General features: G+C 59.6%; 20 protein-coding genes and 3 pseudogenes. 11 read left to right on the top strand and 12 right to left on the bottom strand.

What is annotated here, in order from left to right; all coding sequences use genetic code 11:
- Positions 1–1418: 1418 nt before the first annotated feature.
- The 11 genes and pseudogenes from tnpC (AC3FLX_RS32120) to AC3FLX_RS32070 all read right to left on the bottom strand — a co-directional run.
- Positions 1419–1973 (bottom strand): annotated as a pseudogene (gene tnpC / locus AC3FLX_RS32120) (IS66 family transposase); the annotation flags it as partial.
- 122 nt (positions 1974–2095) lie between these two features.
- The gene (locus AC3FLX_RS32115) at positions 2096–3109 is read right to left on the bottom strand and encodes a site-specific integrase (RefSeq protein ID WP_488701363.1); all 1014 of its coding nucleotides are present in this window, start codon (positions 3107–3109) and stop codon (positions 2096–2098) included.
- Positions 3106–3750, bottom strand: a complete 645-nt coding sequence (locus tag AC3FLX_RS32110) for a tyrosine-type recombinase/integrase (RefSeq protein WP_488701362.1) — start codon at positions 3748–3750, stop codon at positions 3106–3108. Before AC3FLX_RS32110 ends, AC3FLX_RS32115 begins: the two co-directional genes overlap by 4 nt.
- Before the next feature lie 319 nt (positions 3751–4069).
- A complete protein-coding gene (locus AC3FLX_RS32105; protein ID WP_488701361.1) occupies positions 4070–5305 on the bottom strand; it encodes a tyrosine-type recombinase/integrase in 1236 nt (411 codons plus the stop codon).
- A 141-nt stretch (positions 5306–5446) separates the two neighbouring features.
- Positions 5447–6424 (bottom strand): annotated as a pseudogene (gene tnpC, locus AC3FLX_RS32100) (IS66 family transposase); the annotation flags it as partial.
- Between the two features lie 30 nt (positions 6425–6454).
- On the bottom strand, positions 6455–6802 hold the full coding sequence (tnpB, locus tag AC3FLX_RS32095; RefSeq protein WP_488701359.1) for an IS66 family insertion sequence element accessory protein TnpB: 348 nt from the start codon (positions 6800–6802) through the stop codon (positions 6455–6457).
- Complete coding sequence (gene tnpA, locus AC3FLX_RS32090; RefSeq protein WP_488701358.1) at positions 6799–7164, bottom strand: IS66-like element accessory protein TnpA; 366 nt, start codon at positions 7162–7164, stop codon at positions 6799–6801. The genes tnpB and tnpA overlap by 4 nt, the downstream gene beginning before the upstream one ends.
- Before the next feature lie 769 nt (positions 7165–7933).
- A complete protein-coding gene (locus AC3FLX_RS32085; RefSeq protein ID WP_488701357.1) occupies positions 7934–9481 on the bottom strand; it encodes a ThiF family adenylyltransferase in 1548 nt (515 codons plus the stop codon).
- A 5-nt stretch (positions 9482–9486) separates the two neighbouring features.
- Entirely contained in the window at positions 9487–10026 is a 540-nt protein-coding gene (locus AC3FLX_RS32080) for a Mov34/MPN/PAD-1 family protein (RefSeq protein ID WP_488701356.1), read from the bottom strand.
- Entirely contained in the window at positions 10023–10526 is a 504-nt protein-coding gene (locus tag AC3FLX_RS32075; RefSeq protein ID WP_488701355.1) for a hypothetical protein, read from the bottom strand. Before AC3FLX_RS32075 ends, AC3FLX_RS32080 begins: the two co-directional genes overlap by 4 nt.
- Positions 10523–10852: a hypothetical protein gene (locus AC3FLX_RS32070; protein ID WP_488701354.1), complete on the bottom strand. Its 330-nt coding sequence runs from the start codon at positions 10850–10852 to the stop codon at positions 10523–10525. Before AC3FLX_RS32070 ends, AC3FLX_RS32075 begins: the two co-directional genes overlap by 4 nt.
- 216 nt (positions 10853–11068) lie before the next feature.
- Here AC3FLX_RS32070 and AC3FLX_RS32065 point away from each other — a divergent pair, with 216 nt between their 5' ends.
- The 11 genes and pseudogenes from AC3FLX_RS32065 (at position 11069) to AC3FLX_RS32015 (ending at position 22023) form a co-directional block, all read left to right on the top strand.
- Complete coding sequence (locus AC3FLX_RS32065; protein ID WP_488701353.1) at positions 11069–11392, top strand: helix-turn-helix domain-containing protein; 324 nt, start codon at positions 11069–11071, stop codon at positions 11390–11392.
- 3 nt (positions 11393–11395) lie between these two features.
- A complete protein-coding gene (locus AC3FLX_RS32060) occupies positions 11396–12256 on the top strand; it encodes an ImmA/IrrE family metallo-endopeptidase (protein WP_488701352.1) in 861 nt (286 codons plus the stop codon).
- A 581-nt stretch (positions 12257–12837) separates the two neighbouring features.
- Positions 12838–13737, top strand: a complete 900-nt coding sequence (locus tag AC3FLX_RS32055) for a LysR substrate-binding domain-containing protein (RefSeq protein WP_488701351.1) — start codon at positions 12838–12840, stop codon at positions 13735–13737.
- A gap of 140 nt (positions 13738–13877) precedes the next feature.
- Entirely contained in the window at positions 13878–14627 is a 750-nt protein-coding gene (locus AC3FLX_RS32050; protein ID WP_488701350.1) for an SDR family NAD(P)-dependent oxidoreductase, read from the top strand.
- A 73-nt stretch (positions 14628–14700) separates the two neighbouring features.
- A complete protein-coding gene (locus tag AC3FLX_RS32045; RefSeq protein WP_488701349.1) occupies positions 14701–16032 on the top strand; it encodes an MFS transporter in 1332 nt (443 codons plus the stop codon).
- Positions 16033–16059: 27 nt separating this feature from the next.
- On the top strand, positions 16060–16905 hold the full coding sequence (locus AC3FLX_RS32040; RefSeq protein WP_488701348.1) for a transketolase: 846 nt from the start codon (positions 16060–16062) through the stop codon (positions 16903–16905).
- Positions 16902–17909 carry a transketolase family protein gene (locus AC3FLX_RS32035; RefSeq protein WP_488701347.1) on the top strand — a complete coding sequence of 336 codons (1008 nt, stop codon included), beginning with the start codon at positions 16902–16904 and terminating at the stop codon, positions 17907–17909. Before AC3FLX_RS32040 ends, AC3FLX_RS32035 begins: the two co-directional genes overlap by 4 nt.
- A gap of 417 nt (positions 17910–18326) precedes the next feature.
- A pseudogene (locus AC3FLX_RS32030) lies at positions 18327–19431 on the top strand (tyrosine-type recombinase/integrase); the annotation flags it as partial.
- Between the two features lie 593 nt (positions 19432–20024).
- Entirely contained in the window at positions 20025–20753 is a 729-nt protein-coding gene (locus tag AC3FLX_RS32025; RefSeq protein WP_488701364.1) for a type IV toxin-antitoxin system AbiEi family antitoxin domain-containing protein, read from the top strand.
- Between the two features lie 37 nt (positions 20754–20790).
- On the top strand, positions 20791–21135 hold the full coding sequence (locus AC3FLX_RS32020; RefSeq protein ID WP_488701346.1) for a hypothetical protein: 345 nt from the start codon (positions 20791–20793) through the stop codon (positions 21133–21135).
- Between the two features lie 465 nt (positions 21136–21600).
- Positions 21601–22023, top strand: coding sequence for an HU family DNA-binding protein (locus tag AC3FLX_RS32015; RefSeq protein ID WP_488701345.1), 423 nt, complete (start codon positions 21601–21603; stop codon positions 22021–22023).
- A 141-nt stretch (positions 22024–22164) separates the two neighbouring features.
- Here the strand turns inward: AC3FLX_RS32015 and AC3FLX_RS32010 are convergent, their stop codons facing one another.
- Entirely contained in the window at positions 22165–22983 is an 819-nt protein-coding gene (locus tag AC3FLX_RS32010; RefSeq protein WP_488701344.1) for a DUF5677 domain-containing protein, read from the bottom strand.
- Between the last annotated feature and the right edge of the window lie 27 nt (positions 22984–23010).

Genomic DNA, 23010 nt, shown 5'->3' with positions numbered 1-23010 from the left:
CACAAGATCGGGTAAGGACACGCCGTCGCCGGCGCATCCTCCCCTAAGAACCGTACGTGCGAGTTTCCCCGCATACGGCTCACGCTCTCGAAAAACTGTCTATGGATAAACAGTCGGCTCTCGACTTCAATTGAGCCTACGCATCGATGAACGGTCGTCGCTCAGCGCAAGCGCCGAGAGGTGCAGACGCCATAGCTGGCGCTCTTCCATGCTTCCCCTCGTTGAACCCAGACCAAGTTTCTGCGCTCGAGAACCTAGCGGAAGTCTGCTCGCTTTCGCGCGAGGCGATGTTGCAGCCCCTATCCACACGATTACGGCGCGGCATTCGCGTTTTCCGCCTTCTCATACCCGCACAGTCAACAGCTTGCCTCACGGCTCGCTTGCCACGAGGGCAACGGTACGGGCTTACCACGTTCCCGTTTCATCACACGACTGAGTAAGGACCCGCCTCTTCGCCGGTGGCGCTTACGGCGACGTGTTGCTTGATAGCAGAGCAACATCCGGCCACTTCCCATTTTGGGTCATGCCTAACAGCAGCTTTGGCATGTCAATAATAACGACGTTTATCAGCGATTCACATGTGTTGCCCATGTCAGCCAGCTTCGCATCTCAGCCCCATTGCTGCTCGGAGCTTCCACGCAGTGCCTCGCGACACTGCGCGCTTACGGACACTTTGTCGGAGCGGCTTCGCACAACGCCGTTACCAGCGATGCACGCGCTCCCAAGCTACCGCCGGTCGCACGGCGGGTTCACTACCGCACCAGACTGCATGCAGTTGAACAATGATGAAACGAGCATGCATTGCGCCTAACCAACGGCCTCATGCTTCGTGTCGCACACTACCTCTTATTTTAAGAGGTGCCGGGTGTCCTGAGATTCAAGGGGCCGCTCCAAGGAGCGCCACCAACTTTTAGAACGGCCAATCCTGTGACCGTTGGCGTCTTACCACACGAGCCATTGAGCTGCCGAATGCAGACATCACGCGAAGATCGCCAAGTTACGACGTAACGGCCCGGCCAATACCGTATTGACGAATAGCACGTTGGTGTTGGTGTGACAGGGGGACTTGCACTGCAAGGCCGATGTGATAGCGTCTCGTGTATCCATACTATCTGGCTACCGTGATGGAGCTTACCCTCGAACAAGTAAAAGAGATCTATCGAGACGCAGTTGACCCGAAGGCATGTGACGGCGAAGGTCTCGATTGGTGGGCCTCAGTTGCGGCAGATGTGTCGGCCGTGGTCGGCGCACCAAATATCAGGAATGCGGCCGACCGCCTCGCTTGGTGGCATTCTGAATGGGAGTGGGAACAGATCGGAGACTCTGCTTCGGCAGCCGCCAAGCGGATACGTTGTTCAGCCCAGCGCCTAAGGTTGCGATAGCGCAGGCTCCCTGTATGAGGGAGCGCAACTCAGCGCTTACGTCGCGGGCCGAAGTTCGTGCGCGACTGCCCAGGGCAGCAGTTCGTCGATCCGGGTGATCGGATGATCGGCGATGCGGTTCAGCACGTAGCGCAGGTACGCCTCGGGGTTGAGGTCATTAAGTTTTGCAGTGCCGATGAGGGTGTACATCGCGGCGGCACGTTCGCCGCCGCTATCAGCGCCAGCGAATAGAAAGTTTTTGCGACCCAAGGCGACGGCGCGCAACGCGCGTTCGGCGCTGTTGTTGTCGATCTCCAGTCGTCCATCGCCGGCATAGCGCGTGAAGGCATCCCAGCGCTTGAGCGTGTAGAGGATCGCTGCCGTGGTGTCGGACTTGCGCGAGAGCTTGGCCGCCGGCTCTTCTAGCCAAGCCTTCAGCGCTGTTAGTCGCGGTACAGCCTCGCGCTGCCGGATCTCCTGGCGCAGGTCTGGCGGCTGTCCTCGGATCTCGCGCTCGATGTCATAAAGTTCGCCGATGCGCGCCAGCGCCTGTTCGGTGACGGCATTGGGCCTCACCGCATGCAGGTCGTAGAACTTGCGTCTTGCGTGAGCCTTATGCCGAGCTCGGCATAAGGCGCATTATCCCGAGTGCTGTTTTATCTTGAGTGAAGGCACTTGGCAGCAGCACCCGTACGGTCGATCGAGGATCCGAGCTTCACATAAATTTGGATTGCTCAGAGGGACTTTAAGAACGCGAGCATATCGCCCTTGGGCTTCCATGTCTTCGCGTTCGCCGGCCCAATGCCGGCCTTCTTCCAGAATGCGAGCATGGCCTCTCGCTTCATCTGCAGGTTGGTCGTGATATAGCGGCCGGTGGTGGCGACGCTGGCGTGGCCGAGATAGTCACGGATCACCGTCACGTCGGTTCCTGACTGCAGAAGCGCAATGGCGCAACTGTGACGCAGGACGTGTGGCGTGATGTGCTTGCGTCGCAGCACTGGGTTGTCGCGAGCCGCTGCCGCTACGTGCTTGCCAAGAACGTAGGCGACGCCGTCGCGGGTCATAGGCTGGCCGTGTCGATTGAGGAATACGCACTGCTCATTGGTAGCACCTGACATTCCGCGCAGTCGGTGCAGCGCGTTAGCTGTCTCGGTCCAAAGCGGTAACAGGCGCTCCTTCTTACCCTTGCCATGCAAGCGAACTTGCCTTGGTGAGGTCAATTGCAGATCGTCCCACCGAAGTCCGGCAGCCTCACTGACCCGAGCACCACTGTTGTAGAGGAAGAGCAGAAGCGCGTAGTCACGCCAACCGTCGACGGTGCGCCGATTAGGTGTGCTGATGATCAGGCGGACATCCTCCGCTTCAAGGTAGGTTGCTGGCCGCTGCCTCGCCTTCTTTGCAGGGATAGCCAACACTCGCATGTACTGCTGCGAGTGCACAAGGTCGTTGCGCAGTAGATGCTTGAAGAAGCCACGAATCGCCGCTCGGCGGCAATTGCGTGTTGCTGCCGAGTTCGATCGCTGCGTCTCGATATGATCCAGGAAACGTGTCACGGCATCGGCGTCGATGTCGCCGAGCTGCAAGGAAGCAACCCCTCGGCCGCGCTGCTCAGCAACGAATCTGAACAGCATCGCCAGCGCATCCCGGTAGGCACGGATGGTGTGGACGCTGGCACCTCGCTGCGTCGGCAGGTACTCTGTGAAGTACGACTGCACGTGCACGAACAGACCATCCTGCGAGCGGCTCATGGCGATCGGCGCTTGCGGCGCGAGTGCTGCTCGAAGCGCTGGCTCGCCAGTTGCAACAACTCGGGCGTGGCCTTGAGGTACACCTCTGTGCCAAGGACGTTCTGGTGGCCGAGATAGGCCGACAACCACGGCAGCTTGGCGTGCACGTCCACACCCTCAATGGCCCAAGCGGTCAGCCGATGTACGGCGAAGGCATGCCTGAACTCGTAAGGCCGGGCACCCGAGCGACCGCGTGGAGGCTTCAAGCCGAGATCGCGCAGCAGGCATCGCAACGCATCCGAGGCCGCACGTACACTGAGCGCTGATCCATCGCGGCGGATGAACAGTGTCAATGGATCGTCTGCCCCGCTTGCCGCAAGGACTTCCTCGCGTTGGCGCAGGTAGTGACGCAGTTCGACGACCAGGTCGTTGCGGATCGCCAGAATACGCGAGCGCCCCTTGCTTCGTTGAACTGTCACAACGGCGGTGCGTAGATTGACGTCGACCAGAAGCAGCCTGGTGGCTTCGCCCAGTCGCATCCCGGTGCAGTACAGTACGAGCGTGAGCGTGCGCAACATCGCCCCCCACATGTTGCGGCCTTCGTGCTGCGTGGCGGCGTCCAGCAAAGCAAGTACCTCTTCGCGACTGAAGATGTAAGGCACGAACACCGACTCCTTGACCGGCGCCACCGCGTGGTCGGGACGAAGCTGTATGGATCGCTGCGGCGACGGAACAGGCACAACTGACGCACTACACCGAATTCGTTGCCCACCGTGATGGCCTTGCGGCCTTCGATTCGTGTCACCCACTGTGTAACTGCCTGCTCCATTGACACCGGGCGATCGCCATACCGGTCACGGACGAAGCGCACGAAGCCGTTGAGCACAAACTCGGCGCGGCGGTAGCCCAATCCCATAGTCCTCTTGAACGTCAGGAACTGGATAGCATCGCGGGCCAGTGTGGTGGCGGTAATGTTCTTGCTCATCGCGGCACTGGGAGAGAGACCTCGCGCAGCGATTGCGTGGCGATGCGCACGTAGGCTGACACCGACTCTGGGTCGCGATGTCCGAGCAGATCCGACAACACGCGTGCCTTGATGCCAACGTCAAGTTGCCGCGCGGCATTCGAGTGCCGCAAGACGTGGCTGCCTAGGTATGACGCCTGGATACCGGCGACCTTCGCGTGTTTGATGAGCACGTGCCGCACCGCCGACGATGCCGTTAGGGCGCCGAATGGCACCTTCATCTGGACGAACACATGCCGCGTAGGTGTATGCGGCGGGCGCCCATGCCGCAGGTAAAGGGCCAGCACCTTGGCCACCGGAGGAAGCAAGGGCAGCATGAAGTTGACGCTGGTCTTCGGGCGAGACATCTGCAACGTCCCGGCATCCCAGTCAATGTCCTGCAATTGCAAACCGATCCCTTCGCCGGCGCCCAGGCCGTACGTGCTCATCATCAACAGCAGCGCATGGTCGCGCAGCCCGCGTGCCGTACTCGTGTCCACTGCGCGCAGGAGTCGTTGAACGTCTTCCCACGGTAATGCGCGCGGGGGGCGTTCGAATCTGGGCTGTACTGGCGAAATTACCCCGTCGGCCAAGTCGGTGCGAATGCTCCCACTGGCCAGCAAGAACCGGGCAAAGGATCTGACTGTGCTGGCGATGTCGGCGGTCGTCGAGCGTGCATAGTGGCTAGCGCATTCGATGAGGAATGCATCAATGTCGGGCAAGCGCAGATGGCGCCAGGACTTGCCGGAACGGCGCAGGTGCTCGAACAGCTTACCGACGTGATCGAGCTTCTTGTGGATAGAGGTCTCGGGATTGCCGCGAACTTGTCCAAGATAGGCAGAGTAGTCGCGCAGAACCGCCATGGCAGGTGGCTCATGACATTCGATGGATTGCCACGGCGGTACCGGTAAGCCCATGACTTCGTGCACGCGTCGCAGCGAGCGCATAGATGAACTCGCGTGACCGAGATACGCGGCGTCAACCTTGCGCGTACGCGCGTACCAGGACTGGAAGCGCTTGACCCCGTCGCGCGATAGTTCCGCGCCTTCATCAAGATCAAGGGTACGACAATAGCGTCGAAACCGACCGATCCAATACAGGTATAGATGCGCAGTGCTTGCGCTGACACAGCGATCACCACGCCACACGCGGAGAATATCCTGGATGCTTGGCGTGCATTCGGTTGGTTGTGGCTTGCGTGACTGCGTGTTCATACAGGCATATACGCTGTCCGGGCCAGATCGGATGCACATGTGCATTGAACACGCTGAATTTATGTGGCGATGTGATCAACCATCTCTCGTGTAAGCAGCAACCGTGTGCGTTGAGCACCAGATAAAACAGCACTCGGGATAATGCGCCCAGCACGCGGCTTCTTGCACTCGGCCGGTTTCATAGACCGCGTTGAAGCCAGCATACGCATCGGCTTGCAAGATCCCGCCGAAGGATCGCAGATGGTGCTGTGGGTATTCACCCTTACGATCGGGCGAGTAGGCGAACCACACTGCAGGCGGCGCGGCGTTGCCCGATGGTCGATCGTCGCGCACGTAGGTCCACAGCCGTGCCGTCTTTGTCTTGCCATTGCCCGGCGCCAGCACCGGAATCGGCGTATCGTCGCCGTGCACCTTGTTGCCACCCATCACGTAACGCTCCACCGCTGCGACCAGCGGGCTGAGCAACGCCGAGCAGCCGCCGACCCAGTCACCCAGCGTGGATTCTGGCAGATCGACCCCTTCACGTTCCCAGCGAACGCGCTGACGATACAGCAGCTGGTGGTCGCAGAACTTCGAGACCAGCACGTTGGCCAGCAAGCCCGGGCCGGGGATGCCTCGATCGATGGGACGGCTGGGTGCGGGTGACTGCACGATGCGATCGCAGGCCGTGCAAGCAAGCTTCACGCGCCGATGTCGGATGACACGTAGCCGTGCCGGGACCAGTTCCAGTTGTTCGGCGACGTCTTCGCCGAGGACTTCGAAGGCGCCACCACATGCGCAGCACGTGGTCTCCGCCGGCGAGTGAATGACGTCTTCGCGTTCCAGGTGCGCCGGTAGCGGGTTGCGTCCACCGTTGCCATGGACCGTGCGCGAGCGAGGTGCACTTGCCGCAACGACGCCTTCATCGGTCTGCAGTTCTTCGAGCTTTAGTTCGAGTTGCTCGATCTGTCGGTCCAGCTTCTCGGACCGGTAACCGAACTGCTGGCGCTTGAGCTTGGCAATCAGCAGCTTGAGGTGTTCGATCTCGATCGCATGGTCGCGCAGTGCGCTGTCACGCGCGATGATCATCGCCTTGAGGGTGGCGATGTCATCGGGAAGCGTGGCGGGATCGGTTTGCATGTCCCGCAGTGTAGGAAGTGGCGCAGCTGTTTACAAGGCGAGTGTCGGGCGCCAGGTCCGTTCTGGCTTGCGCCAGTCGATGCCCTCGAGCAGCATCGAGAGTTGCGCCGGCGTCAGGTGGACCTTGCCGCTGTCAGCCTGGGGCCAGACGAAGCGGCCTCGCTCTAGGCGCTTGGCCAGCAGGCAGAGACCGTCACCGCTCCACCAGAGCACCTTGATCAGGTCGCCACGCCGGCCGCGGAAGACAAAGACATGACCGCTGTACGGATCCTCGGACAGCGTGGCGTGTGCTTTGGCAGCCAGGCCATTAAAGCCGCAGCGCATATCGGTGACCCCCGCAGCCAACCACACCCTTGTTCCGGCAGGCAACCCAATCATACTGTTAGCGACGCCATCAGCGCATTCAATATAGCAATGTCGATGGGGTCGGTGAGGCGGATCGTGCCGCGCTCAAGTCGGATCTCCACGGAACCATCGTGCCGCAACGCAGGAACGACAGGCATGGAGGAGATGTCCTCGACGGTTACCGGCAGCATCGTGGACGAAGACTCATGCTCGCCATCGAGAGCCATGCGGCGCCACTTGAAGACCTGATTCGTATTGAGGCCGTTGGCCAGCGCGATCGCCGACACAGATGCATTGGGCTGCATACACTGCGCGACGATATCGCGCTTGAAAGCTTCGGAGAACCGGCGTCGCTGGATGCGCCTCTCCGAAACGGGATCGGGGAGTGTCTTCATAGGTGTCCGCCTAAATTAAGCGGACGCCTATGCGGCCCGCTAAGACACCAGAGCTTGCCTACCCGGTCTCAATTGCGGAAGACGGTACTCGCCGGGCCGTTACGTTACGACTATGGCAATCTAGGTATGCAAATTTTGACACCTTCGATTTTTAGTACCGACCGGCGCTCGCAGCCTCCTACGTGCCGGCATTTGTATTTGCGACGACCGGTTCATTGGCAGGCCGATGGCTACGCATCTTTCCGCGGTTCGTCAGGACGTATTGACGACTCCTGGGATCGCTCGATCTTCCGTCTGCGGCCACGGGCGCACGCTGCCGGCGCGAGCCTGAATTGCGGCGAAACTGCGTTCGAACGACCCCATCAAGCCAGTTTCCTGCCATTGGCAGCAACCTAGCTGATTGACAGATATGGGTCGGGAGTACGCACTGCTGACTGGCCGCTTCCGGGCATCTGAAGTCCACTGGCCGCTTTCCAGCGATGAGATTGATGAGCGGACTGACACAGCCCGACCCGTTTCAGGCACTCGGCACAACGTCACCGCACAGGCTGCTTCCAAAGTACAACGGCCGTACGCCCTGTCGTCGCGACCGATGAGTGATCGATTGGAGACGTTCACTTTGCTTTGCTTGAGCAGCCAATGACCGCTTTCGGGCGTTAGTACGCTAAGGCGGCAGTTGGCCACAAGCGGGCGCTCTTGGGCGTCTGCTCAAGCACACGTGGCCTCGTTCTTCATAACTATTCTTGAGATCCCCAGAAGCGGCAGACAGTTATGCTCGATACGAACTGGACCAATGTCTGCCCCAGCGGTCTCGCAGCAGTTGGGAACAATCGCAGCCATGATCATGACCGACATTCATCGACCGGATCCTTGCCCGGGCGAATGTGGCAACCGCCATGGTGCCGTCGTGGATTGCTTTAGCCGCACCCAAGTGAAGGTAGCGCAGGAACTGGGCTACCAGCAGGACGCCTGCTGCTGCGGAAACAAATCCCACCGACATCTCGGGCGAGCCGGCGGCGAAGCGGTCGAGGTCGGTTTCGGAAAGCTTTCCGCAACCACCGGGGCCGAGCAGGAGTTCAACGTCCTCCTCGGTCAAGCCAAGTCCGCGAGCGTACGCCGTCCGGCGCTCACCATCGAGCTGCCGCAGTGCGGCGATTCGTTCCTGAACGACGGCGTTTCGCGACGGTAGTGGATTATGGCATTTTAGGCAGGCCGTTCCAGCACCAAGGTCGAAGATGCTTGCTTTGGCACTGAGTCCGTCAGTGCTGCCACCGAGGATCAGTTGTGGCAAGCCGTTTTGAAGCGCATGCCGCGGGTCGTTTTTATCGACGCATGATAGAACGATGGGAAATTTGTACGCCTGCTCAAAGGCTCGAACATCGTCGTTGGGAGCATGTTTGCCACCGCTTGTAGCGAAGGTTTGCCACCAATCCGAAACGGCTTGGCAGTCGAAACCTACCGACCGTAGGTAGCGCTGCATGAGACCAACCTTTGACTCCCCGTCGTCTTCGCGGGTCGACAGGGCGTAGCGGTTGTCGTTGGTCAGGTCGAGTTCGTCTTTGTCCACGACGCTGCACGAGCCGGCGAAACGCGAAGTGCCGAGGCAAAGGGCGGCTGCTTGAGCGACAGCGCCAGCGCCAGCGAAGTAGAAATGCGGCAGCACTTCAAACTGCTCGGCGCTCGGGCCATCAATGAGTTCGGTCCACGTATCGGCACAAGACATCGTCCAAGATGAGGCGAAATGCGCCCTGATGAACTCTCCCTTACCCGGCATCATCCCCCGCAACAACTTGAAGACTTCTCCGGCAGCGTAGCTCGCGCACAGATATGGCCCGATGGAGAGGTCACTTGTGGGGGGGGTATCCGGCACCTCTCCATCTACGCCAACGAAATATCTCCAGCCGTCTGCGTAGAGTTGCAGGTGCCGGGGCAACGCCGTCGTGTCGGAGCCGATCACCAGTGTCACGTCGGGCGCCGAGCCCGCTTCGATCCGAGTGGCTCTGATGTGAGGTCCGCTGACCAAACGAACGCATTCTTCCAGCGTTTCGAGAAGGGTATCCTTCACGCCGAACGGTGCCACGCCCTGGTGAAGGGTGACTTCCGGCACGTCGAGGATGATTTCCTTCACGACTTTGAACTGGCGGCTCAGTAGACTGACGAGCATCCAGATAAGATGCTGCGTGCCCGAAGCCGCTGCCATGCGCAAACTGACGTAGACGAGAATGACGCCTGATTTCGCCTCACTAGTGTCGGCAAGAACGCCTTGGGGGTCGGCACGAAGATGCCGGTCAGCAAGCTGATCCAGTTCAGTTTTCATCGCGGTCATCGCAGGTCAAATATTGGGGCTTCTGGACCATCAGAAAGCACCACTCGCGACTGCGCGTGCTCGTCCGACAGCAGATGCCAATAGCTTTGGAAATACTCGTGGACGCCGAGGCTCCGCGGCCACGAGCCTGACCAGTTGCCGTACCGGGGGAAGACAATCGACACCGCTCGGCGGCTCGGCGTCATCTCGTCGTCGTAAGACGAGTGCTCAACACCAACGCCAGGATGCGAGTGGATCGCGCCGACAACAGTCCACCCTTGCGCCCGAGCTAGTTCCGCGACCTTCAGCATGGCCTCGCCAGGCACCGAGTAGTTCCGCGGCCGATTGATTTGCATTGGCACGACAATGGCCTTCACCAGACCGTTTCCAACGCTATCAAGCGGACCGAGCCACAGGCAGGCCGACTCGACCATCCCTGCACCGCGCAGGACTACGGCGGTACGCACTAGCGCCTGAGCCGGCACCGTCAACACCTTACCCGTCGGGACATACAGCGTTGGCGGCTGCGGCCGCCATAGAATTGTTCCGTCGTTCATGGCGTGCTGCGGCCTTTGTAGTACGAGGGGGCTAGGCCACGACGGATCGCGGCAAGCGTCGCCAAAAAGTTCATCCGCTGCGGATCCCACACGTGCTCCGCATTCACGCTATGGTTCACCTTATAAAACTCGAGCGTGGTCGAGGAACAGATGAGCTGGCCGGCACTGTTGTAGTTCGGGTGAAAGGCGATGTCGGGTGCGCCTTCACACTTCGGAACCCAACACACGTCATCGGGATACACGTATGTCATCGTAAGGGGGTTGATGAACTGCGCACTCGGAGGGCCCTTCGGGTAGTGATCGAAGAACAGGCGCAGCAGGTAAAGATCAACCTGGCGTTGAGGCGCGTTTTCGACAAGCATGGACACGAGCAGCGTCAGGTCGTCGGGTTTCGACCAGCCCCTGTCGGTCAACGTGCTGTCTTTGAGTATTGATTTAAGGTCACGCTGGAACGCCTCCCTCCCAGCGTGAATGTCCTGCACAGGCATCGGTGCGATCACGACTGCGCTCCCCCGGTCGGGCCGACGATTTGGAACTTGTGGCTCTTCGTGTGCTTGTCGTCGAAGAGCTGCCGCATCGTCTCGCCGAGGTACGGCATCATGTCTACGCCATCGTCGGTCTGGAGGCGATCATCCGGGCGCCGGTCCTCGCCCAACTTCTCATACGCCATGTCCCATGCGGCTTGCAACGTGTCACTCCAGGAAACCCGGAACGTGACATCCTGGACGGACGCCACATGCTCGAACTGAAGTTTCGGGCCGTGCTTGTCGTCGTGTTGATCGCTGCTGCCTTCGTGCGGCTTGTTTCCGAGAGCTGCGTCGCTCATACGATACCTCGCTAATGGTTTTCGCCGCAGGTACGGCGACTGGTTGATGGGTCTCAGTGCTCGTAACCAGAGCCATGCCCCACGAGACGCCATAGTACACCAAAAACGTTCGGTGTACCGAACGGCAGGTTGAGGAACACTTCTAAAAAAATCGACCACTTTCGTTCGGTATAGCAGTACAATACAAAGCTCGCTTTTTCTAATTCGCTCAAGACAATGGCCACACTCCGCGAGAAGCTCAAAGCGAAAAGAACCGAGAAGGGCAAGTCCCTAGAGGCCCTGGCGAAAGACGCTGGACTGAGCAAAAGCTATCTGTGGGAATTGGAGAACCGGCAATCGCCGCGGCCTTCCCTGGACAAATTGCAGGCGATCGCCAGCGCGCTAGACATCGACGTTGCCTTCTTTATGGACGACAGCATTGAAGATCTGCAGGAAGACCTGAAGGACCGGCAGTTCTTTCGCAACTACTCCAAACTGAAACCTGAGACGAAAGAACAGTTGCGAGTCATCCTCGATGCGTTGAAAAAGACTGGTGGATAAAAGATGCCGCTAAGCGAGCCGGTCAGGCCGTCAAAAGCTGCGATTCGTCTGTCCCATCTTCTCGACGCCGCACTAGGGGAATCGACTCGATTCCCGGTCGACGTAGGAGAGCTTGCCCAAGCCGTTGGGCGTGACCTGAGGCTCGGGGACGAAATCACCGACGTCCAAGCTGCCAATCTCGACAGCTTTGAAGGTGGGTTGTTCCAAGTTGAGAAGGGCAGATGGGCGCTTCTCTACAACGAATCGTTGACATCACCAGGGCGGATTCGCTTCACACAAGCCCACGAACTCGGCCACTTCCTAGTGCACCGACTTCTGCAAAACGAGTTCCATTGCTCGCAAGCAGAAGTCGCCGGCTATGACGCCGGGAGCAAACAAATGGAGGCCGAGGCCGACGAGTTCGCCTCAACGCTGTTGATGCCGATGAAACAGTTCAGAGAAAGCGTTGCAGGCCCGGCAATCGACCTCGATGTTCTGTCAAGTACCTCTACCAAATTCGGTGTGTCCCTGACTTCGGCTGCTCTGCGATGGATTCGCTCCACCGAGGACAGCGCTGTTCTCGTGCTCTCCACGGACGGCTTCATGAACTGGAGCGTCTCTTCCGACCAAGCTTTCAAAAACGGCGCGTACTTCAAGACTCGCGGGCGAGTTGTTCCCGTCCCCGAAGGCTCGCTCGCCGCAGACCCCGAGAAAGTGTCATCGCGGTTGGGTGAGCGCGTGCAACTGAAGACGTGGTTTGAGAACGCGCACCCCGATGCAGTCGTGCGCGAGATGAAGCTGCAGTGCGACAACTACGGCTACACGCTGTCGTTGCTGCACCTCTCAAACGGAGATAAGGTTTGGGCGCCTCGCGATTGGACGTAGTGTCACGCTGAAGTCGCCGCGGGTGCCATGTCCCTTAACACCAGCGTTTACGTTGCGTCGCAGCAGGCTTTGAGCAGCGGCTTGGGGTTGACACAGGGAGTTGGTTGAACGCGAATGCGGTCATCGGTAGTTCGTAACTGGCAAATGAAGTCAATGACAGCGAAGGTTGATTGAGCGACGGACACCGGACACGGTTGCCGCGCGAAAGTCCACTAGCTGAGCGAACTCGACGTTCGAATGTCCATCCGAATGTTCCGGCCACTGACCGGAGATGGCCGCCTTGGGGCAGCGCAGCCGGCAATTCGCTCGCTGGAAACCGGTCGTTGAGCCGGGGCGAACGACACCTCGGCTATTCGAATTGGATGGCGAGGTCGACCGACCGCTTCTGGCCGATGACCGACGGCTCGAATCGACCTACGCGGCGGCCTCCAACCCATCACCGTCGTTCGGCCGGTAGCTGTGAATGGCGAGTTTGTGACGTCTATCGGTCAGACGCAGAGTGGGACACCCCGCCTTCCTCCCTACGAGGCGGATGCTTGTATGCGCGATAATGGCCGAAGAGCTCGTTACCAAGGAACTCAATGCGCATCCCGCCAATGAAGAGCATCGTTGCCTTTGAGAGCGTTTCGCGAAATCGGAGCGTCAGCAAGGCCGCCGACGAACTTGGTTTGACTGCTTCCGCGGTCAGTCATCAACTGGCCAATCTGGAGGAAGCGATCGGCCAGCCGTTGTTCTTTCGCCAAGGTCGAGGACTTGTACTCACACCCGTGGGCGAGCAGTACTTGCGGGACATCACCGGCGCTCTGGCGGAGCTCAACAGGGCAACCGAGCGCGCGTCCACACCTGCAGCCATCGACATCCTGCGCGTTCACACCAGTCCAAGTTTCGGATTGATGTGGTTGCTTCCACGGTTGGAGTCTTTCCAGGCTGACAACGGCGATATACAGATCAACTTGTCGTGCTCCTACGAGGATGTGTCCTTCACCGCTGGTTTCTATGACGTGGATGTACGACACGGCCACGCGCACTGGCGAGACCTCGAGGTGAAAACGCTTCGCCATGAACGGATTCTCCCACTCGCGTCGCCTGGTTACCTGAGCAAAAATCCGGTTCAGACACCCGCCGACCTTGTGAAGCGACGGCTCATCAATTCCGAAACTCCCCTGATTCGATGGGAGCAATGGTTTGCGCGGTTCGGCGTGCCGGCGATGCACAAGAACTTCGATTTCGCTTTCGACCGTTCATACATGTCACTTGAAACGGCTGCGCTCGGTCTCGGGGTTGCGCTGGAGAGTTCACTGCTGGCGTCGGTGATGCTTCAAAAGGGGACGTTAGTACCAGTGTTCGAGGAGCAATACTCAGTGGAAGTTGTTAGCCATCATGTGGTCTATCCAGCCCAAAATGCCGACTTGCCTCGGATTCAGCGCTTCCTGACCTGGCTTGATCGGGAGGTCAACCGGCGTCAGGAGGGCGCGGATTGATGCGGGTTTTCCCTCATCTCGACAACCCTCGATAACTGAAAATTTCTCAGCAATAGTTGACATCGAATGCATTGATCGGAAGCGCTCCAGAGACAAAACTCGACCCATCAACACACCACGCATAACCAAGGAGACATGAGATGCTGGTCGAGAACAAAGTCATCATCGTTACGGGCGCAGCGTCGCCTCGTGGTATCGGCAAAGCGACCGCCCGGGCGCTGGCGGATCAAGGCGCCAAGGTCGTCATCGTTGATCTGCAACTCGACGCCGCCCAGGCGGCGGCCGCCGATCTGGGTGAAGGCCACTTGGGACTGCGATGCGACGTCACGGACAAGGCATCATGCGACGCTGCCGTGCAGGCCACCATCGCACGCTATGGCCGCATTGATGGTCTCATCAACAACGCAGGAATCACGCAGCCGATCCGCACACTGGATATCGGTGCCGCCAACTTCGATGCGGTGGTCGACGTGAACCTCCGCGGCACGCTGTACATGTCACAGGCGGTACTCCCGCAAATGAAGGAGCAGAAGGGCGGGAGCATTGTCTGCATGTCGTCGGTATCCGCGCAACGCGGCGGCGGCATCTTCGGTGGTCCGCACTATAGCGCGGCGAAGGCCGGCGTTCTCGGGCTGGCAAAAGCCATGGCCCGGGAATTTGGCAGCGATCGTATCCGCGTGAACTCGGTAACCCCGGGACTGATTCAAACCGACATTACGGGCGACAAGCTGACCCCAGAAATGCGCACGGACATCATCAAGGGCATTCCGCTTGGACGCCTTGGCGATGCCGCCGACGTGGCTAACGCGTGCCTGTTCCTGGTCAGCGATCTTTCAACATACCTCACTGGCATCACGCTGGATGTGAACGGCGGCATGCTGATTCACTGATAGCGGCCCGAGGGCCGCCTTCCCACCATGTCAAAGCACCCGGGACCACCCGGGGCACCGGCAGGAGACATCCATGAAGACCAAATATGCAGCGTCGGCCGTAGGGCCTGGCGTGGTGACACAACGCGCCGAAGAAGCCACGTTCGAGTCTCGCACCTACGGCAAGGTGATGCGGCGACTGATTCCGTTCCTGATGCTGTGCTACCTGGGGGCGTACCTTGATCGCGTCAATGTGGGATTTGCCAAGCTGCAAATGCTGAACGATCTGCAGTTCAGCGAAACCATCTACGGCCTCGGCGCCGGCATTTTCTTTCTGGGCTACTTTATCTTCGAAGTACCGAGCAACGTCATCTTGCACAAGGTAGGCGCACGCAACTGGCTGGCGCGCATCATGCTGACGTGGGCGGTTATCTCAGCGGGATTCGCGTTTGTCAGCACGCCCACGCAGTTCTACGTACTGCGTTTCTTGCTCGGTGTTGCCGAGGCCGGCTTTGCGCCCGGTGTCATCCTCTACCTTACGTACTGGTTCCCGTCGGAGCGACGCGCCAAGGCATTGTCGATGTTCTTCATGGCGATTCCTTTGGCTGGCATCGTGGGCGGACCACTGTCGGGCTGGATCATGCATGCTTTCCATGGTGCGCATGACCTGGCCGGCTGGAAGTGGCTGTTCCTGGTTGAGGCATTGCCTTCTCTGGTTCTCGGTGTTGCCATTCTGTTCTACCTCGACAATGGCATTCAGGGCGCCAAATGGCTCACAGACCAGGAAAAGGCGCTGCTCCTGCGTAATGTGGAGGGTGATAACGCCCAGAAGGTCCAGCACGTTTCGATTCGTGCGTTCATGGCGGATCGTCGCCTGTGGTTGATGGCTGCCATCTACTTCTGCGTGGTGCTGGGCCAGTATGGGTTGACGTTCTGGCTGCCGACAATCATCCGCAAGACTGGTGTCGCGGACCCGCTGTGGGTTGGCATTCTTACCGCCGTACCGTACCTGTGCGCCATTGTTGCACTGCCGCTGGTTGGCCTGTCGGCTGACCGTCGGCGGGAGCGTCGTCTTCACCTCGCAATTCCGATGCTGGTGGCTGCAATTGGCTTCGCCACGCTGCCAATGCTCGGCAGTGTCACCGCAGCCATCATTTGCCTCTGCATTGCTGCTGCCGGGATCATGACCTCGTCATCACAGTTCTGGGCACTTCCTACGGCCGTGCTTGGTGGCATGTCCGCAGCAGCAGGTATCGCTGCGGTGAATTGCGTAGCAAACCTGGCTGGCTTCTTCTCACCCGCCATCGTGGGCTGGCTCAACGACTTCACTGGCAAGTCAACTGCGGGCCTGATCTTCATCTCGGCAACAGTCGTATTCGGCGCGCTGCTCGTATTTCTGGTGCCGGCGAAAGTTGTGAATCGCTGAGCCAACCACCATCCAACGGAGTCAATCATGAGTCGTACAAATCTCGAGGCGCCTGTCTCGCTGGCCGAACGCGCCTATCGCATCCGGCGCAACGCCATCCTGATGGGAGAAGTCCAGGGGCAAGGCTATGTAGGCCAGGCTCTCGATATCGCGGACGTGCTTGCCGTCGCCTACTTCGGCGCGATGAAGTACCGCCCGGAAGATCCTCAGTGGGAGGGGCGGGATCGCTTCCTGCTTTCCAACGGTCATTACGCGATTGCGCTGTATGCCGCGCTGCTCGAGGCGGGCATTCTGCCTGCCGAAGAGCTCGAAACGTACGGGAGCGATGACAGCCGCTTGCCCATGTCGGGCATGGCTAGCTACACACCGGGCATGGAGATGTCCGGGGGGTCGCTCGGCCAAGGCCTCACGATTGCCGTGGGCCGTTGCCTGGGTCTGAAGCGCAAGAACTCGGACGCATTCGTCTACACCCTGTTTTCGGACGGGGAACTGGACGAAGGATCGATCTGGGAAGGCATCCTGTCCGCCAGCCACTGGAAGCTGGACAACCTGATCGCCATGGTTGACGTGAACAACCAACAGGCCGACGGGCCGTCGACACAGATTCTGGCATTCGAGCCACTGGTTCCGAAGCTGGAGGCATTTGGCTGGTATGTGCAGCGGGTGGACGGCAATGACATCGATGCGGTGGCGACTGCCTTCGACAACGCCCGCGCGCATAAGGAAGCGCAGCCGCGAATGATTATCTGCGACACGCGGATGGGCTGCGGTGTGCCGTTCCTTGAGCAACGCGAAAGGAATCACTTCATTCGGGTGGATGCGCACGAATGGCAACTGGCCCTGCAGGCCCTTGAAGATGGGAGAAAAGCATGAACAGCAACACTCAATCGGGCAAGCCCCGCCTGAAGACCTCGGCCATGATTGCGTCGATCGCTGGCGAAGGGCAGGCAACGCGGTCGGCGCCATTCGGTCACGCGTTGGCAGCCCTGGCTGCCAAACGGCAGGACATCATCGGCATGACGGCTGACCTGGGCAAATACACCGATCTGCATATTTTTGCGAAGGCCTACCCGGATCGCTACTATCAAATGGGCATGGCGGAGCAACTGTTGATGGGAGCGGCCGCAGGCTTTGCGCACGAAGGTGCAGTTCCCTTCGTCACGACCTACGCAGTGTTTGCTACGCGTCGCGCTTACGACTTCATGCATCAAACGATTGCAGAGGACAACCTGAACGTCAAAATCGTCTGTGCGTTGCCCGGGTTGACGACAGGATATGGCCCCAGCCATCAGGCAGCGGAGGACTTGGCGCTGATGCGGGCGATGCCCAACATGATGGTCATCGATCCGTGCGACGCCATCGACATCGAGCAGATGGTTCCAGCCATTGCCGAACACAACGGCCCCGTCTACGCGCGCCTCCTGCGTGGCAATGTGCCTGTGGTCCTGGACGAGTATGACTACAAGTTTGAACTCGGCAAAGCCAAGCTGCTCCGGGACGGTGCCGATGTACTGATCATCTCGTCCGGAATCATGACGATGCGTGCATTGGAGGTAGCGAAGGAACTGGAAGCGGACAGTGTAGGCGTGGCCGTACTGCATGTTCCCACCATCAAGCCGCTCGACACGGAAACCATCGTGCGTGAAGCGCGAAAGTCGGGCCGGTTGGTAATCGTCGCGGAGAATCACACCGTCATCGGGGGTCTTGGGGAGGCGGTTGCTGGAACATTGATGCGTGCGGGCGCACACGCGCCTTTCAGGCAAGTGGCGCTGCCCGACGAGTTTCTGGATGCGGGCGCCCTCCCGACGCTCCATGATCGCTATGGCATTTCCACCAACGTGGTTGTTCAGTCGATCAAGAAATGGCTTAGCGAGTAGGAGGGCGCTTAAATGTGGCACCGGCAAGTGACGGTGCCACATACGCCGATGTGCTTTTGAACTGGCGCGCCGCATTCAAGACCGTTGGGAGAATTTGGGCGAACCGCGTGAAATCTCGTCAGATCCCGAGTTCAATATCGCCGGTGTTCGAACGTCTGAAGTCCACTGCAATCCGGCCATTGAAACGCTGCTTCTGTCCGACCGCTCATGGCCGGTCTCTGCCGTCCGCCCACGCCAGGACCGCGGCTGTCTCTGATCGGCGGACTCGGGCGATGGGCGCCAGGTCTGACCGTTGCGGAATTTTCTGGGCACTGGCTCTGATTCCAACTCTGCCACTTCAGGCCAGCACGACCGCCCTACAGATCCCCATCAACGCTGCACCGCAAAAAAAGCACGCCTGGCGAGCATGTAACCTAGAAACGGATTGCGTTGCCCCAGACCGTGGACGGATCAAGCGGGGCATTCCGTGCACTGCAGGCGATGTGTTCGCTGACGCCAGACAATAACTACGACGCCATCAATGCCTGGCTGGGATTGCACGAAGCCACCGCCACGGCGCGCCTACCGCAAGGAGGCCGAGCGCGTACTGCTGTGTGCCATCCTCGATCGCGGGAAACCCGCTCTCGTCGCTCACCGCCGAGGATGCTAAGGCTTACCGCGCCTTCCTGCGTGCGCCGACCGCCCGCAGGGTGGGTCCCGCGCCCCCCCTTCACCGGAATGGCGGCCGTTCACCGGCCCGCTGACGTCCCGCTCGATCGCTGATGCCCTGGGCGTCATTGGTGCCCTGTTCCGCTGGCTGATCGCCCAGCGCTATGTGCTGGCCAACCCGTGCGCGGGATTGAAGGTACGCGGCGCGCAGCGGTCGGGCGACCTCGATACCTCGCGGGCCTTTACCGAAGGCGAGTGGGCGCTGGTCCGTACCCTGGCGGACGGTCTGGAGTGGTCGCACGGCTGGACGCCGGACGCGGCGATGCGCCTGCGGTTTGTGCTCGATTTCGGTTATGCGATCGGCCTCCGCGCAGCCGAACTGGTGGGGGTGACGCTGGGCGGGATCGAGATTGGCCCGCGGGGCGAACGCTGGCTGCATCTGGTCGGCAAGGGTGAGCGCCGCGGCAAGGTCGCCCTCCCATCCCTCGCCCATCAGGCACTAGACCAATACCTCGTCGCACGCGGTCTTCCCGTGACGCCGGCGCGCTGGGACCGGCATTGTCCGATCCTGGCGCATCTCGAAGACGGCTCTCCGATCACCACGCCGCGCCTACGTACCGTGCTGCGGCGCTTCCTCTCGCTTGCCGCCCATGCGATTGAAATGGACCATCCACCGCTCGCCGACAAGCGGCGACGGGCGACGCCTCACTGGCTGCGCCACACCCATGCGACCCACGCGCTCGCGCAAGGCGCATCGCTCACGACTGTGCGAGACAACCTGCGCCATGCGTCCATCACGACGACGTCGCGCTACCTACATGATGATGACATGCAGCGGACCGCCCAATTCGAGCAGGTGTTTGGACGGCGATAGGGCCGGCGACCAGCGCGTCAGCCTCCCGCCCTGGCCTCGTCATCCCTGTCGACTGTCGCGCTGCTGGTTGCGCCTGGCTGGCCAGGCGCAACTAAGTCGTCGGCCGCCTAACTAGGCGATTAATTGCATTTAAGTGCTAGTCCGAAGGCGGCCTACCCCGTCAACAACCTGACGTCACACCGCACGTCCACGGCGTTGTTTGATTGCAATTACCCACACTTAAATGGAGGTTAACGCGCGTTAAAATAACGCACATTACGCGCCCTCTCCTTTTCCCGTCGATCGCACCCCCACAGCTTAGGAAGACCGGAAACGGCCCGCTAGCCCGCATTGGGACGTCGCGGAAGGCAGGCCCGCCCGCCAGGGAACTGTGGGAAAACGATGACGCAAACCCGCTTCGATCCACCGCGCCAGTGCACGCGGTGGAATCGTGGCCCTATGAAGGCGCGTGGCGGAGACGCATAGAAGTGCCGGAGTAAGATATCTCAGTGTACTGGGCCAGGAACGGGCAAGGCCTCAATCTTGCGTTATTTTTTTACAGTAACATTCTTTTTGCAGAGGGTTTTCGCAAGAAAATAACGCGAACAGTTCAAATGCGTAATCAGCCACTTCACAATCTGATGGCCCAAGCGCCACGCGGCCAACCGATGGACACAGAAATGCTCCGCGAGATAGGGGTGTCTGAACGTTCCCTCAGTCATCTCGTCAGCGCAGCCTGGCTCGAACGGCTGGGGAGAGGCGCCTATCTGCTACGGGGCGACCAGCCAACCCGGGACGGGATCCTGGCGTTCTTGAGCCGGCGGATAACGGGCCTGCACGTTGGCGGGAAGACTGCGCTTGACTGGCAAGGGGTTCGCCATAACGTCGCCTTTCGCCAGAAGGTCGTCCTGTGGGGAGAGGCCCCCTACAGGTTTCCTGATTGGGTCGGCCAGCATCTCCTGTACTCCTATCAGACGACCGATCTTTTTGACGAATCGTTCCAATATGGTGAAGGCCTCAAACCCATCCCAAACGGGAACCCATCCGTACTTGTGTCGGTTCCAGAACGGGCATTCCTCGAGCTCGTGAGCGACGTGGGCAAGGGCCAAACGCTCGAAGAGGTCCAGAACATCCTCGTAACCATGCACAGCCTCCGTGCGCCCGTCCTCCACATGTTCATGCGGCACTGCACACGAATCAAAGTGCTCAAGCTGGCGAGAACGCTTGGTGAGGATAGCGGATTTGACTGGGGCAAAGACCTTCAACAGTATGTCGATCAGCGCAGCCAGGGTAAGCGATGGTCCAACAAGATGAATGACATGCGTATCACACTAAAGCCATGAATGATACCTCGCAGGACACAATCGACCAACTCATGAGGTGCTCTTCCCAAAACAGAAAGACCTGGAAGAGAGCTATAGCGAATTCATCGGCATGACCACTGAAGAGGTAAGCCTCGACACCCTCGTCGCCATCCAGAAGCGACTGCAGCAGGAACTGCACGCAGCGCTTACTCAGGCACACAAGGACTTCCTCATCTCCCTTGTGAGAGCGGACCCCAACTGGTCCCTGATGCCAGCTTACCCCCACCTCAAAGACATGCCTGCCGTGCGGTGGAAGCTTGCCAATCTCAGCAAGCTCAGAGAATCTGGGGATGCGCGATTCGCCGATCAGGAGAAGCTGCTCCGCGAGCGATTTGACGCCATCGCCGCATCAGCACGATAGCCGCAAGTGCGGTAGGCCGGACGGGGCGGCATGTCGCTATGCGGATGCGAGCCCTCCTTATTTGTGGAGGATATACTCGTCGTCAGTACGGCAAAACCGCGGCCCTTGGGCATGAAGACGTCGACACTCCATGCGCCGCCCCCTAGTTCAACGCCTTCATTAAACTTGCCTTAGCGGGTGGATATCTGCTGCTTACCCTTATGGGCCACCGCCCCCCCCGATCATCGACATGAGCCCGCGAATCCTGCGGAACAGCCAATCTCGACGCACGCTCCCGCAGGGCGTCTCGCCGGAAGCAGGATCGATACGGCTCAGGCTTTCGAGCAACCGAACTGTCCACTGAACGCTAGCCACCGTCGAGGTCGTCTGAGCCCTCGTGCAGCTACCTATTGCATGGCGGGAAGCAATTTGGCATGCTCCGCCGGATCCGGCGATGGCGCCGGTAACCTCGGTAACAGGAGCCACATGGCAACGAAGAAGACGGCCGCGACGAAGACTGCGGCAAAGAAGGCAGCAGCACCTGCGAAGAAGGCCGCGCCTGCAGCCAAGAAGGCGGCGGCAACCCCGGTAGCCAAGCCGCTCAAGGACACGTTTAACAAGTCAAGCCTGCTGGCCCACCTGGTCACTCAGACTGAGCTCGACAAGAAGACGGTGCAGACAGTTCTCGTCCATCTCGAAAACACCATCGTCGGCAGCATTCACAAGAAGGGCGCAGGCGAGTTCACACTGCCCGGTTTGTTCAAGGTGTCGGCCATTCAGGTTCCGGCCACCAAGAAGCGTTTTGGCAAGAACCCCTTCACTGGCCAGGACCAATGGTTCGCCGCCAAGCCGGCTTCGGTGAAGGTAAAGGTTCGCCCACTGAAGAAGCTGAAGGACGCGGCGCTGTAACGTGCGCCCCAAGTAAGCAAAAGGCCCGACAGCGCTGCCTATCGGACCCTTTCCTATGTTTCCGTCCTATCACGTTGCGAGGAGAGCTTCTTCGTTGAAAGCCTGCAGGGCATTCAGCGTCGGGGACCAGTACTCCAAATGTCAATGAGTAAGCACCCGCGCTTCATCTGGTCGATACCTCTCCGTCACGCGCAAGTACGCGAGCGGTGCAATGAGGAAAGCAAACTCCAACGCATTCTTGGTGCCTGCCAAATCCCTGATTGGGAGAAGCGTGGTCGCCCCCTCCTTGATGCGAATCTGATCGCGATACGATTTGCCGTGCATTACCTCCGAAGTGCGCTCGCAAATGAGATCATAGTCTTCGAGATGGCCAACATCTTTTGCCACGCCCCGTACGGTCGTGATACTTCTGTCCGCCAGTGTGTACCAACTCGGGCGGTACTTATTCTTGCCGCGTAGCTCGATGAACGCCCGGTTGTACCGCCCAAACTGGGGGCCAGCCAGCACTCTCTCAAGCTCGGCCCTATCGGACTTCATGCGATCCATAAAGCGTTCGTTGCGCGGCGATGCCAACACAAGCTCTAGGTAATGGAGCTGGCGTCGAAGCTCCTCTACGTAGTAGAAGGACGCCTTCTCTTCGGCATTCGCCTTCAGGATCCAATGCAGATACACAGATGACTCGAAGGCGGCACGCACTGACAACAGGGCAGGCTTGGCTGACCCGGCCTTCAACGCAATATGCACGCCATCGAGCATCGCAACCATCTGTTTCAATAGAACAGTACAGATGACCAAGTCGTGCCACTTCCCGTCACTACTGTTGTAGTGGCGCTGGACCATGTTAGATCCCCAGTTCACCATGTCCTCAAGGCAGGTCAGAAATTGGCCATAGTGAAGTTCGACTAGGGCGGCGGAATGGACGCGATCCAGTAGCGTAGGGTTGGCTGGTTCAAGTCGCATGTCCGTAACAGCTCCTGTGTGCGAGAT

It is taken from the genome of Cupriavidus sp. 291-E7, from assembly GCF_057798835.1.
The sequence above is the reverse complement of the archived record's forward strand: the minus strand, read 5'-3'. Positions and strand labels throughout refer to the sequence as shown.